This window comes from Pseudomonas sp. Marseille-Q7302 (assembly GCF_965111925.1).
Window position 1 is genome coordinate 3003850 of sequence record NZ_CBCOPK010000001.1, and the last position, 12497, is coordinate 3016346.

A 12497-nucleotide genomic window follows, 5' to 3' on the forward strand; every position below is an offset into this window, starting at 1 on the left:
GCGCGAGGTGTGCATGAACCCGGATCAACCCCTGCAACTGCTCGGCGGCCTGACCGCCCGTGAATTCCTGCGCGACTATTGGCAGCAGAAACCGCTGCTGATCCGCCAGGCCATCCCGGACTTCCAGAACCCCCTGGAACCCGACGAACTGGCCGGCCTGTCGCTGGAAGAGGAAATCGAATCCCGCCTGATCATCGGCCAGGACCAGACCTGGGAGCTGCGCCGCGGCCCCCTGCCGGAAGATACCTTCGCCGGGCTGCCCGAGCGGGACTGGACCCTGCTGGTGCAGTCGGTCGATCAGTTCGTTCCCGAGGTGGCCGAGGTGCTGGAATCCTTCCGTTTCCTGCCCAGCTGGCGCGTCGACGACGTCATGATCAGCTACGCCGCGCCCGGCGGCGGTGTCGGTCCGCACTACGATCACTATGACGTCTTCCTGCTGCAGGGCCATGGCCGCCGCCGCTGGCGCATCGGCCAGCAATGCACCGCCGACAGCCCGCTGATCGACGGCCTGGAGCTGAAGATCCTCGCCGATTTCCAGCAGACCGACGAATGGGTGCTGGAGCCGGGAGACATGCTCTATCTGCCGCCGGGCCTGGCCCATGACGGCATCGCCGAAGACGAGTGCATGACCTACTCCATCGGCTTCCGCGCCCCCAGTGCCGGCGAGGTGCTTACCCACTTCACCGACTTCCTCGCCCAGTTCATCCCCGAGGACGAGCGCTACAGCGATGCCGGCTGCGCGCCGGCCAGCGAGCACCCCGCCGAGATCCCGCCCGAAGCCATCGAGCGCGTGCGCGGGCTGATGGAGCGCCATCTGAGTGACGATCGTCTGCTGCTGGCCTGGTTCGGCCAGCACATGACCGAGCCGCGCTATCCCGAGCGAGTCGCTGGGGAAAACCTCAGCGCCAAGCAGCTGCGCAAGGAACTCGATGAAGGCGCGCTGCTGATGCGCAACCCCAGTGGCCGCATCGCCTGGAGCCGCCTGGAGGACGAGGTGATGGTCTTTGCCAGCGGCCAGAGCCGCCTGCTGCCCATACGGCTGCAACCGCTGCTCGACCTGCTATGCTCGGCGGACGTCTTGCACGAGGCCAATCTCGCGACCTGGCTGCAGGACGACGATGCCATGCGCCTGATCCGCGAACTGCTCCAGCAGGGCAGCCTGATCTTCGCCGGAGAAGACGACGACGAGTGATAGGGAGCCGCCGTGGACGAGTCCTTTGCCGATCTGACCCTGGGCGCCCTGCCCGAACCCCAGCTCGGCCAGGACCTCGCCCTGCGCCTCGAAGGCCTGGACGCCCTGCGTGAGCACGGTGTCCGCCTCATCGCTCAAGCCAGCCGCCAGTTGTGTATCCAGACCCCTGACCTGGAAGCGCCCTTCTACGACAACTTCGACGTCGAGGCGGCGATCAAGCGCCTGCTGCTGGGCAATCCGCGACATCAGGTACGCATTCTGATCAACGACAGCGCCCTCGCCGTGCGCCAGGGCCATCGCCTCATCGCCCTGGCGCAGCGCCTGACCAGTAACCTGCTGATCCGGCGACCACCAGCCGACCAGCAACCGGAAGGCGCCTGCCTGATCGTCGACGACCAGGCCCTGCTGCGCCGATCGGGCAACGCCCCCAATGGCTTCGTCCGTTATGGCGACCGTGCAGCGGTCAAGGTCCAGCAACAGCGTTTCGATCGCCTCTGGGCCATCAGCCAGCCGGATCAGGAACTACGGAGGATGGTGCTGTGAGACGATTGCTTGGGCTGCTGCTGCTACTGACCGCCACCACCCGGGCCACCCCCAGAACCGAAGTCATCCCGCTGCAGTACCGCACGGCCGAGGACCTCCTGCCCACCCTGCAATCCGTGCTCGGCGGCGAAGGCAAGGTCAACGTCTACGGCAACCAGCTGATCGTCAACGCCGAGCCGGCCAAGCTGACCGAGATCAAGAATCTGCTGACCCAGCTGGATACCCAGCCGCGGCGCCTGCTTATCACCCTGGCGACCCGCGCAGGCAGTTCAGGGGCCAGCCAGGATTATTCCGCAGGCGGCAACGTGCGTTCACCCCAGGTGCGCATCATCGAGGACAGCACCGACCGGCACGAGGATGGCGCCCAACGCGTTCAGGTCACCGAGGGCTACCCTGCCTTCATTCGCTTCGGCGAAGACGTCCCCGTGACCACCTACCAGACCTCGCCCTATGGCCAGAGCTATGCCCAGACCGACTATCGCCGCCTCGAACGCGGCTTCCAGGTCACCGCCCGTCTGAGCGGCAATCTGGTGCATCTGGACATAAACAGCGTCGACGACCGCGCGGCTGCCCACCATCCGGGCACGTTACAGACCCAGAGCGCCGCGACCCGGATCAGTGGCCCCCTGGGGCAGTGGCTTGACCTGGGAGGATTTCGTCAACAGATCGAAGGCGACCAGAGTGGTCTCACCCGCTACTACTCGACCGAGGGTCGTGACGACCGTCAGTTGAGCATTCGCGCCGATCTCATCGACTGACCAACCGGCTAACGGGAGAACTCTCGCGGCGCCTGGCAATCTAGGTTTCACCAGACAATGAAAAGTTATTTGAGAATAATTCTTATATTCATTCTCAAATAACTTTGAAGTTCTGTTTAGTTTGATTCAAAGCAGTCCAATAGAATCTTTTTAAGCCAATAAATTTACAGAATGAATCGATAGAGCATAAAATCCGTCTGTCTTGCGACACCGTGTCGCACTGATAGCGCCTGATACCCATAATTAAGGATTCAAAGCATGTCTGAGCCGATCAGCCTACTGACCCACAACTGGAGCTTCGCGGTATTCCTCCTGGGCGTGGTCGGTCTGATCGCCTTCATGCTTGGAGTCTCGAGCCTCCTCGGCAGCAAAGCCGTAGGTCGTAGCAAGAACGATCCCTTCGAGTCCGGCATCGTCCCCACCGGGGGTGCCCGTCTCCGTCTCTCTGCCAAGTTCTACCTGGTCGCGATGCTCTTCGTGATCTTCGATGTCGAAGCCCTCTTTCTCTTCGCCTGGTCGGTCTCCATCCGTGAATCGGGATGGGCCGGCTTCGTGGAAGCCTCCATTTTCATAGCAATTCTGTTGGCGGGTCTTGTCTACCTGTGGCGAATCGGAGCGCTCGATTGGGCGCCTGCGAGCCGTCGTGAGCGACAGGCGAAGTCGAAACAATGAGGCTTTGGCAATGCAATACAATCTCACCCGGATCGATCCCGATGCGGCAGTAGACCGCTATCCGGCCGGCCAACGGGAAACCGTTGCCGACCCTATGGAAAGTCAGGTCAACCGCAGCATCTTCATGGGCAAACTTGAAGATGTCCTGCGGGGCGCAGTCAATTGGGGACGCAAGAATTCCCTCTGGCCGTACAACTTCGGCCTGTCCTGCTGCTACGTGGAAATGACCACCGCCTTCACGGCGCCCCATGACATAGCTCGCTTCGGCGCCGAAGTCATCCGGGCATCGCCACGTCAGGCGGACTTCATGGTCATCGCCGGCACCCCCTTCATGAAGATGGCTCCGGTCATCCAGCGCCTGTACGAGCAGATGCTGGAACCCAAGTGGGTGATCTCCATGGGTGCCTGCGCCAACTCCGGCGGTATGTACGACATCTACTCGGTCGTTCAGGGCGTGGACAAGTTCCTGCCCGTCGACGTCTATGTGCCCGGCTGCCCGCCTCGCCCCGAAGCCTTCCTGCAGGGTTTGATGCTCCTGCAGGACTCCATCGGTGAAGAGCGCCGCCCCCTTTCCTGGGTGGTGGGCGATCAGGGCATCTACCGCGCCGAAATGCCTTCGCAGCGCGAGCAGAACCGCGAGCGCCGCATCCAGGTCACCAACCTGCGCAGCCCAGACGAAGTGTAAGTCCCCTCCGGGACTTGCATGCTGACGACGATCGATAGCGACGGAACATCATGACCGCAGACACCGCTCTGTCCGCCTCTGCGCTCGCCCCTGCCGGCGATGCGTCGGTGGTTGGCGAACTCCAGGGCCAATTCGGCGCAGACGCCCTGACCCTGCAAGACACCCGTACCGGCATGCCGGTGATCTGGGTGGCGCGCGAAAAAATCATCGAAGTGTTGCGCTTCCTGCGCAACCTGCCCCGCCCCTACGTCATGCTCTATGACCTGCATGGTGTGGACGAGCGCCTGCGGACTCACCGCCGCGGCCTGCCCAACGCGGACTTCACCGTTTTCTACCACCTGCTGTCCATCGACCGTAACAGCGATGTGATGCTCAAGGTGGCGCTTTCGGCGAACGACCTCCGCCTGCCGACCGCGACCGGCATCTTCCCCAATGCCAACTGGTACGAGCGGGAAGTGCTCGACATGTACGGCATCCACTTCGATGGCCACCCGCTGCCCAAGCGCATGCTGATGGCTGACAACTGGCAGGGGCACCCGCTGCGCAAGGACTATCCGGCGCGGGCCACCGAGTTCGATCCCTATGCGCTGAACGCCGCCAAGCAGGATCTCGAACAGGAAACCCTGAGATTCAAGCCCGAAGAGTGGGGCATGAAGGAACATGCGGAAAATTCCGACTTCATGTTCCTCAACCTGGGCCCGAACCACCCTTCGGCCCACGGTGCCTTCCGCATCATCCTGCAGCTGGACGGCGAAGAGATCGTCGACTGCGTGCCCGAGATCGGCTACCACCACCGTGGCGCCGAGAAGATGGCCGAGCGCCAGTCCTGGCACAGCTACATCCCCTACACCGACCGGATCGACTACCTGGGCGGGGTGATGAACAACCTGCCCTACGTCCTCTCGGTGGAAAAGCTCGCCGGCATCAAGGTGCCCTCGCGCGTCGAATTCATCCGCGTGATGATGGCCGAGTTCTTCCGCATCAACAGCCACCTGCTGTACCTGGGCACCTATATCCAGGACGTCGGCGCCATGACCCCGGTGTTCTTTACCTTCACCGATCGTCAGCGTGCCTACAAGGTCATCGAGGCCATCACCGGCTTCCGCATGCACCCGGCCTGGTTCCGTATCGGCGGCGTCGCCCATGACCTGCCGCGCGGCTGGGACAAGCTGGTCCGCGAATTCCTCGACTGGATGCCCAAGCGCCTGGACGAGTACGAAAAGGCCGCGATGAAGAACAGCATCCTCATCGGCCGGACCAAGAACGTTGCCGTCTACAACACCAAGGAAGCCCTGGAATGGGGTGTCACAGGTCCCAACCTGCGTGCCACGGGTCTCGATTTCGACCTGCGCAAGGCTCGTCCCTATTCCGGTTACGAGAACTTCGAGTTCGAAGTACCCATCGCCCACAACGGCGACTGCTACGACCGCGGCATGCTGCGCGTCGAGGAGATGCGCCAGAGCCTGCGCATCATCGAGCAGTGCCTGCAGCACATGCCCGAAGGCCCGTACAAGGCGGATCACCCGCTCACTACGCCGCCGCCCAAGGAGCGCACCCTGCAGCACATCGAGACCCTGATCACCCACTTCCTGCAAGTGTCCTGGGGTCCGGTGATGCCGGCGGGCGAAGCCTTCCAGATGATCGAGGCGACCAAGGGCGCCAATAGCTATTACCTGACGAGCGATGGCAGCACCATGAGCTACCGCACCCGCATCCGGACGCCGAGCTTCCCGCATCTGCAGCAGATCCCGGCCGTCATCCGCGGCAGCATGGTGTCCGACCTGATTGCCTACCTGGGCAGTATCGACTTCGTCATGGCCGACGTGGACCGCTGAGCATGAGCACCGAAACCCTGATCCAAACCGACCGTTTCGTCCTGAGCGACTCCGAGCGCTCGGCCATCGAGCATGAAATGCATCACTACGAGGACCCGCGCGCGGCGTCCATCGAAGCCCTGAAGATCGTCCAGAAGGAACGTGGCTGGGTGCCAGACGGTGCCATCTACGCCATCGGCGAGGTGCTGGGCATCCCGGCCAGCGATGTCGAGGGCGTGGCGACCTTCTACAGCCAGATCTTTCGCGTGCCGGTCGGTCGCCACATCATCCGCGTGTGCGACAGCATGACCTGCTACATCGGCGGCCACGAATCCGTGGTGGGCGAGATCCAGCGGCAGCTGGGCATCGGCCTGGGCCAGACCACCACCGACAGCCGCTTCACCCTGCTGCCGGTCTGCTGCCTGGGCAATTGCGACAAGGCCCCGGCGCTGATGATCGACGACGATACCCATGGCGATGTCCAACCTGCGGGCGTGGCCAAACTGCTGGAGGGATACGCATGAGACTGACCTCCTTCGGGCCTGCCAACAGCATTGCCCGTACCCCCGAGACCCATCCCCTGACCTGGCGCCTGCGTGAAGACGGCGCCCCGGTCTGGCTGGAGGAGTACCAGGCGAAGGAAGGCTACGCCGCGGCGCGCAAGGCGCTGACCGAGCTGGCGCCGGATGCCATCGTCCAGGAAGTCAAGGACTCCGGCCTCAAGGGCCGCGGCGGTGCGGGCTTCCCCACCGGCGTGAAGTGGGGTCTGATGCCCAAGGACGAATCCCTCGATATCCGCTACCTGCTGTGCAACGCGGACGAGATGGAGCCCAATACCTGGAAGGACCGCCTGCTCATGGAGCAGCTTCCGCACCTGCTGGTAGAAGGCATGCTGATCAGCGCCCGGGCGCTCAAGGCCTATCGCGGTTACATCTTCCTGCGTGGCGAGTACGTCGACGCCGCCGCCAACCTGCGGCGCGCGGTGGAAGAAGCCAAGGCAGCTGGCCTGCTCGGCAAGAACATCCTCGGTAGCGGCTTCGATTTCGAACTGTTCGTCCACACCGGCGCCGGTCGCTACATCTGTGGCGAAGAGACCGCCCTGATCAACTCCCTGGAAGGCCGCCGCGCCAACCCGCGTTCCAAGCCGCCCTTCCCCGCCGCCGTCGGCGTCTGGGGCAAGCCCACCTGCGTCAACAACGTCGAGACCCTGTGCAACGTGCCGGGCATCGTCGCCGGTGGCGTGGACTGGTACAAGAGCCTGGCACGCGCCGGCAGCGAAGACATGGGCACCAAGCTCATGGGCTTCTCCGGCAAGGTGAAGAATCCCGGCGTCTGGGAACTGCCCTTCGGCGTTACCGCCCAGGAACTGTTCGAGGACTATGCCGGCGGCATGCGCGATGGCTTCACGCTCAAGTGCTGGCAGCCTGGTGGCGCCGGTACCGGCTTCCTGCTGCCCGAGCACCTCTCGGCACAGATGTACGCCGGTGGCATCGCCAAGGTCGGCACCCGTATGGGTACCGGTCTGGCCCTCGCGGTCGACGACAGCGTCAACATGGTCTCGCTACTGCGCAACATGGAAGAGTTCTTCGCCCGTGAATCCTGCGGCTGGTGCACGCCGTGCCGCGACGGCCTGCCCTGGAGCGTCAAGCTCCTGCGCAGTCTGGAGAAAGGCGAAGGCCAGCAAGGCGACCTCGATACCCTGCTGCAGCTGGTCAACTTCCTCGGCCCAGGCAAGACCTTCTGCGCCCACGCACCGGGCGCTGTCGAGCCCCTGGGTAGTGCCATCAAGTATTTCCGCGAGGAGTTCGAGGCCGGTGTGCGCAAGACGCCCAGCGAACCTCGTCCGACTGCTTCCGCGACCGTGATCTGAGGTTTGGCCCCTCCTGGGGGCCGAACCTATCGCTTTCTGGCCGGGCCCGACCCGGCCGGCGCTGCCACTGGCGACCGCCAGGGCGGCGCGAACGTTTTCCCATTAGCCAGACCCGCCCTGCGCGGGTGAGAAGAAAACCCTATGGCCACTATCCATGTAGACGGCAAGACGTACGAGGTCGACGGGGCGGACAACCTCCTCGAAGCCTGCCTGTCCCTGGGGCTCGACATCCCCTATTTCTGCTGGCACCCGGCGCTGGGCAGCGTCGGCGCCTGCCGCCAGTGCGCGGTGAAGCAGTTCGCCGACGAGAATGACACCCGCGGGCGCCTGGTCATGTCCTGCATGACCCCGTCCAGCGACAAGACCTACATCTCCATCGAAGACGCCGAAGCCAAGGAATTCCGCAGCTCCGTCATCGAATGGCTGATGACCAACCATCCCCACGACTGTCCGGTCTGCGAAGAAGGCGGCCACTGCCACCTGCAGGACATGACGGTGATGACCGGTCACAACAAGCGTCGTTATCGCTTCACCAAGCGTACCCACCAGAATCAGGACCTCGGCCCGTTCGTCGCTCACGAGATGAACCGCTGCATCGCCTGCTATCGCTGCGTGCGCTACTACAAGGACTACGCCGGCGGTACCGATCTGGGCGTCTACGGTGCCCACGACAACGTCTATTTCGGCCGCGTCGAAGATGGTGCCCTGGAGAGCGAATTCTCCGGCAACCTGACCGAGGTATGCCCCACCGGGGTGTTCACCGACAAGACCCACTCCGAGCGCTACAACCGCAAGTGGGACATGCAGTTCGCCCCGAGCATCTGCCATGGCTGCTCTTCGGGCTGCAACATCAGCCCCGGCGAGCGCTATGGCGAACTGCGCCGCATCGAGAACCGCTTCAACGGTTCGGTGAACCAGTACTTCCTCTGCGACCGTGGCCGCTTCGGCTATGGCTATGTCAATCGCAAGGATCGTCCACGCCAGGCGTTGCTGAAAGACGGCAGCCTGGAGACCGGCATCGACGCCGCCCTGGATCGCGCCGCCCTGCTGCTGCGTGACAAGAAGGTGATTGGTATCGGTTCCCCACGCGCCAGCCTGGAAGGCAACCACGCCCTGCGCGAGCTGGTTGGCGCCGAGAACTTCTACAGCGGCATGAGCGCCCGTGACCTGGCCAACGTGCGCCTGGTCCTGCAGGTGCTCAAGGACAGCCCGCTGCCCGTCCCGACCCTGCGTGCGATGGAAAAGCACGATGCCGTCTTCGTGCTTGGCGAAGACCTGACCCAGACCGCGGCCCGCCTGGCGCTGTCCCTGCGTCAGTCCGTCAAGGGCAAGCCCGAAGCCATGGCCGCCGCGCAGAAAATCCAGCCCTGGCTGAATGCTGCCGTGCAGAACATCGGCCAGAGCGAACGCAATCCGCTGTTCATCGCCAGCGTCGCCGCCACTCGCCTGGACGACGTCGCCGACGCCCGCCTGCACGGTTCGCCACTGGAACTGGCTCGTTTCGGCCATGCCGTGGCCCATGCCATCGACGCCAGCGCCCCCGCGGTCGAAGGTCTGAGCAGTGAAGTGGCCGAGCAGGCCCGCCTGCTCGCCGAAACCCTTCTGGCCGCCGAACGGCCGCTGGTGGTGTCCGGTACCTCCCTGGGTGAACCGGCGCTGATCGAAGCCGCCGCCAACCTGGCCAAGGCCCTGGCCGCCAAGGGCAAGGCCGGCTCCCTGAGTCTGGTGGTGCCCGAAGCCAACAGCCTGGGCCTGGCGCTCTATGGTGGCGAGTCCGTCGAAGACGCCTTCGCGGCCCTGGAAAACGGTCAGGCCGATGCCCTGGTGGTGCTGGAGAACGACCTCTATCGCCGCGCCCCTGCCCAGCAGGTGGATCAGGCCCTGGCCCGCGCCCAGGTACTGGTGGTGCTGGACCACCAGCGTACCGCCACCGCCCAGCGCGCCGACCTGGTGCTGCCGGCGGCGAGCTTCGCCGAAGGCGACGGTACCCTGGTCAGCCAGGAAGGTCGCGCCCAGCGCTTCTTCCAGGTCTATGAGCCGAGCTACTACGATCCCTCCAGCCTGGTCCGCGAGGGCTGGCGCTGGCTGCACGCCCTGCGCAACACCCTGGACAACCGCCCGGTGGACTGGACCCAGCTGGACCATGTCACCGATGCCGTGGCCACCGCCGCACCGCAGCTGGACGGCATCCGCGACGCCGCGCCCAACGCCAGCTTCCGGGTGAAGGGCCTCAAGCTCGCCCGCGAACCGCATCGCTACAGTGGCCGTACTTCCATGCGTGCCAACCTCAGCGTGCACGAACCCCGCGCGCCCCAGGACGCCGATACCGCCTTCGCCTTCTCCATGGAAGGCTATGCCGGCAGCGCCGAGCCGCGTCAGCAGATTCCCTTCGCCTGGTCCCCGGGCTGGAACTCGCCCCAGGCCTGGAACAAGTTCCAGGACGAGGTCGGTGGTCACCTGCGCGCTGGCGATCCGGGCGTACGCCTGATCGAAACCCAGGGCGATCGCCTGAGCTGGTTCACCGCGCCGGCCGCGGCCATCCGCAGCGCCGAGTCGGGCTTCCAGGCCGTGCCGCTGTACCACCTGTTCGGCAGCGAAGAGACCTCTTCCCGCGCCGAGCCGGTTCGTGAGCGCATCCCGGCCGCCTACGTGGCCCTGGCCAAGGCCGATGCCGATCGCCTGGGCGTCAACGAGGGCGCCCTGCTGCGCCTGCAGGTCGCCGGTCAGGAACTGCGCCTGCCGCTGCAGATCAAGGCCGAGCTGTCGGCGGGTCTGGTCGGTCTGCCCGCCGGCTTCGAAGGGATTCCGGTGGACTTCGCCGGCCTCACCGTGGAAGGACTGCAGGAGGCCGCGGCATGACCTGGCTCACCCCCACCCTCATCGCCGTCGTCATCGGCATCGTCAAGGCCATCGTCATCCTGCTGGCAGTGGTCATCTGCGGTGCGCTGCTGAGCTTCGTCGAGCGCCGTCTGCTGGGTCTCTGGCAGGACCGCCACGGTCCCAACCGGGTCGGTCCCTTCGGCGCCTTCCAGCTGGGCGCCGACATGCTGAAGATGTTCTTCAAGGAGGACTGGACGCCCCCGTTCGCCGACAAGATGATCTTCAGCCTGGCGCCGGTGATCGCCATGGGCTCGCTGCTGGTGGCCTTCTCGGTCATCCCGATCACCCCCACCTGGGGCGTGGCGGACCTGAACGTCGGCCTGCTGTTCTTCTTCGCCATGGCGGGCGTCAACGTCTATGCGGTGCTCTTCGCCGGCTGGGCGAGCAACAACAAGTTCTCCCTGCTGGGCGCCATGCGCGCCTCGGCCCAGACCCTCTCCTACGAGGTGTTCATGGGTCTGTCGGTGATGGGCATCGTGGCGGTAACCGGCTCCTTCAACATGAGGGATATCGTCGAGGCGCAGCACCAAGGCTGGTGGTTCATCATTCCCCAGTTCTTCGGCTTCTGCACCTTCTTCATCGCCGGTATCGCCGTGACCCACCGCCATCCCTTCGATCAGCCGGAAGCCGAGCAGGAGCTCGCGGACGGTTACCACATCGAATACGCAGGCATGAAGTGGGGCATGTTCTTCGTCGGCGAGTACATCGGCATCGTGCTGATCTCGGCGCTGCTGGTAACCCTGTTCTTTGGCGGCTGGCACGGTCCCTTCCTGGACATCCTGCCCTGGCTGTCCTTTGTCTGGTTCGCCCTGAAGACCGCCTTCTTCATCATGATCTTCATCCTGCTGCGCGCGTCCATTCCGCGTCCGCGCTACGACCAGGTAATGGCCTTCAGCTGGAAGTTCTGCCTGCCCCTGACCCTGATCAACCTGCTGGTGACCGGCGCCGTGGTGCTTTACACCGCCACGCCGGCCATCGGCCAGTGAGGTATCCGTCATGATCAAGGAAATCCTGCACGTCCTGCATGGCACCTACACCCAGTTGCGCAGCATCGTGATGGTCTTCGGCCACGCCTTCCGCAAGCGCGACACCCTGCAATACCCCGAGGAACCCGTGTACCTGCCGCCGCGCTATCGCGGCCGCATCGTGCTCACCCGTGACCCCGATGGCCAGGAGCGCTGCGTGGCGTGCAACCTGTGCGCCGTGGCCTGCCCGGTCGGCTGCATCTCGCTGCAGAAGACCGAAGCCGAAGACGGTCGCTGGTACCCGGAGTTCTTCCGCATCAACTTCTCGCGCTGCATCTTCTGCGGCATGTGCGAGGAGGCCTGCCCCACCACCGCCATCCAGCTGACCCCGGACTTCGAGATGTCCGAGTTCAAGCGCCAGGAGCTGGTGTATGAGAAGCAGGACCTGCTGATCTCGGGTCCGGGCAAGTATCCGGAGTACAACTTCTACCGCGTGGCCGGCATGGCCATCGCGGGCAAGCCCAAGGGTGCCGCGCAGAGCGAGGCAGAGCCGATCAACGTGAAGAGCCTGCTGCCCTAAGGAGCTGTCGTGGAATTTGCCTTCTATTTCTCTGCCGGGGTGGCCGTCTTGGCCACCTTCCGGGTGATCACCAACACCAATCCGGTGCATGCCCTGCTGTACCTGATCATCTCGCTGCTGGCCGTTTCCATGGTGTTCTTCGCCCTGGGCGCGCCCTTCGCCGGCGCCCTGGAGATCATCGTCTACGCGGGCGCCATCATGGTGCTGTTCGTCTTCGTGGTGATGATGCTCAACCTTGGGCCCGTCATCTCCGACCAGGAACGCAAGTGGCTGACCCCCAAGGTCTGGATCGGTCCTTCGATCCTTGCCGGTGCACTGCTGGTGGAGCTGCTGGTGGTGCTGTCGCGCACCCCGGGCGGCGCCGCCATCGGCCACACTTCGGTAGATGCCAAGGCCGTGGGCGTCAGCCTGTTCGGACCCTATCTGCTGGCGGTCGAACTGGCCTCCATGCTGCTCTTGGGTGCCCTGGTCGCGGCCTACCACCTGGGTCGCAGCGACGTCAAAGACGGGATCGGCGAGTGAGTCGCCAAGGACTGGA

The 12497-nt window shown here is 64.4% G+C and carries 12 protein-coding genes; all 12 read left to right on the top strand.

Annotated elements, in window-relative coordinates; translation table 11 throughout:
- The first annotated feature begins 13 nt into the window (after nucleotides 1–13).
- The 12 genes from ACWPW1_RS14035 (at nucleotide 14) to nuoJ (ending at nucleotide 12481) form a co-directional block, all read left to right on the top strand.
- Complete coding sequence (locus ACWPW1_RS14035; RefSeq protein WP_434774464.1) at nucleotides 14–1192, top strand: JmjC domain-containing protein; 1179 nt, start codon at nucleotides 14–16, stop codon at nucleotides 1190–1192.
- Nucleotides 1193–1204: 12 nt separating this feature from the next.
- On the top strand, nucleotides 1205–1735 hold the full coding sequence (locus ACWPW1_RS14040; protein ID WP_313647238.1) for a DUF7931 domain-containing protein: 531 nt from the start codon (nucleotides 1205–1207) through the stop codon (nucleotides 1733–1735).
- The gene (locus ACWPW1_RS14045) at nucleotides 1732–2493 is read left to right on the top strand and encodes a secretin N-terminal domain-containing protein (protein WP_454253240.1); all 762 of its coding nucleotides are present in this window, start codon (nucleotides 1732–1734) and stop codon (nucleotides 2491–2493) included. Before ACWPW1_RS14040 ends, ACWPW1_RS14045 begins: the two co-directional genes overlap by 4 nt.
- 258 nt (nucleotides 2494–2751) lie before the next feature.
- Nucleotides 2752–3165, top strand: a complete 414-nt coding sequence (locus ACWPW1_RS14050; RefSeq protein WP_059315326.1) for an NADH-quinone oxidoreductase subunit A — start codon at nucleotides 2752–2754, stop codon at nucleotides 3163–3165.
- 10 nt (nucleotides 3166–3175) lie between these two features.
- Entirely contained in the window at nucleotides 3176–3850 is a 675-nt protein-coding gene (locus ACWPW1_RS14055; protein ID WP_059315327.1) for a NuoB/complex I 20 kDa subunit family protein, read from the top strand.
- 50 nt (nucleotides 3851–3900) lie between these two features.
- Complete coding sequence (nuoC, locus tag ACWPW1_RS14060; RefSeq protein WP_434774465.1) at nucleotides 3901–5685, top strand: NADH-quinone oxidoreductase subunit C/D; 1785 nt, start codon at nucleotides 3901–3903, stop codon at nucleotides 5683–5685.
- Nucleotides 5686–5687: 2 nt separating this feature from the next.
- On the top strand, nucleotides 5688–6188 hold the full coding sequence (gene nuoE / locus ACWPW1_RS14065) for an NADH-quinone oxidoreductase subunit NuoE (protein ID WP_059315329.1): 501 nt from the start codon (nucleotides 5688–5690) through the stop codon (nucleotides 6186–6188).
- Nucleotides 6185–7534: an NADH-quinone oxidoreductase subunit NuoF gene (gene nuoF / locus ACWPW1_RS14070; protein WP_434774466.1), complete on the top strand. Its 1350-nt coding sequence runs from the start codon at nucleotides 6185–6187 to the stop codon at nucleotides 7532–7534. Before nuoE ends, nuoF begins: the two co-directional genes overlap by 4 nt.
- 141 nt (nucleotides 7535–7675) lie before the next feature.
- A complete protein-coding gene (nuoG, locus tag ACWPW1_RS14075) occupies nucleotides 7676–10393 on the top strand; it encodes an NADH-quinone oxidoreductase subunit NuoG (RefSeq protein ID WP_434774467.1) in 2718 nt (905 codons plus the stop codon).
- Nucleotides 10390–11400 carry an NADH-quinone oxidoreductase subunit NuoH gene (gene nuoH / locus ACWPW1_RS14080; protein ID WP_454253241.1) on the top strand — a complete coding sequence of 337 codons (1011 nt, stop codon included), beginning with the start codon at nucleotides 10390–10392 and terminating at the stop codon, nucleotides 11398–11400. The genes nuoG and nuoH overlap by 4 nt, the downstream gene beginning before the upstream one ends.
- A gap of 10 nt (nucleotides 11401–11410) precedes the next feature.
- Entirely contained in the window at nucleotides 11411–11959 is a 549-nt protein-coding gene (nuoI, locus tag ACWPW1_RS14085) for an NADH-quinone oxidoreductase subunit NuoI (protein WP_017642306.1), read from the top strand.
- A gap of 9 nt (nucleotides 11960–11968) precedes the next feature.
- Complete coding sequence (gene nuoJ, locus ACWPW1_RS14090) at nucleotides 11969–12481, top strand: NADH-quinone oxidoreductase subunit J (protein WP_059315333.1); 513 nt, start codon at nucleotides 11969–11971, stop codon at nucleotides 12479–12481.
- The last annotated feature ends 16 nt before the right edge of the window (nucleotides 12482–12497 follow it).

Coding starts and splice junctions, on each gene's coding strand:
- nuoE (WP_059315329.1), top strand. CDS start 5,688: ATGAGCACCGAAACCCTGATCCAAACCGACCGTTTCGTCCTGAGCGAC.
- nuoI (WP_017642306.1), top strand. CDS start 11,411: ATGATCAAGGAAATCCTGCACGTCCTGCATGGCACCTACACCCAGTTG.
- nuoF (WP_434774466.1), top strand. CDS start 6,185: ATGAGACTGACCTCCTTCGGGCCTGCCAACAGCATTGCCCGTACCCCC.
- nuoH (WP_454253241.1), top strand. CDS start 10,390: ATGACCTGGCTCACCCCCACCCTCATCGCCGTCGTCATCGGCATCGTC.
- nuoG (WP_434774467.1), top strand. CDS start 7,676: ATGGCCACTATCCATGTAGACGGCAAGACGTACGAGGTCGACGGGGCG.
- ACWPW1_RS14035 (WP_434774464.1), top strand. CDS start 14: ATGAACCCGGATCAACCCCTGCAACTGCTCGGCGGCCTGACCGCCCGT.
- ACWPW1_RS14055 (WP_059315327.1), top strand. CDS start 3,176: ATGCAATACAATCTCACCCGGATCGATCCCGATGCGGCAGTAGACCGC.
- ACWPW1_RS14050 (WP_059315326.1), top strand. CDS start 2,752: ATGTCTGAGCCGATCAGCCTACTGACCCACAACTGGAGCTTCGCGGTA.
- nuoC (WP_434774465.1), top strand. CDS start 3,901: ATGACCGCAGACACCGCTCTGTCCGCCTCTGCGCTCGCCCCTGCCGGC.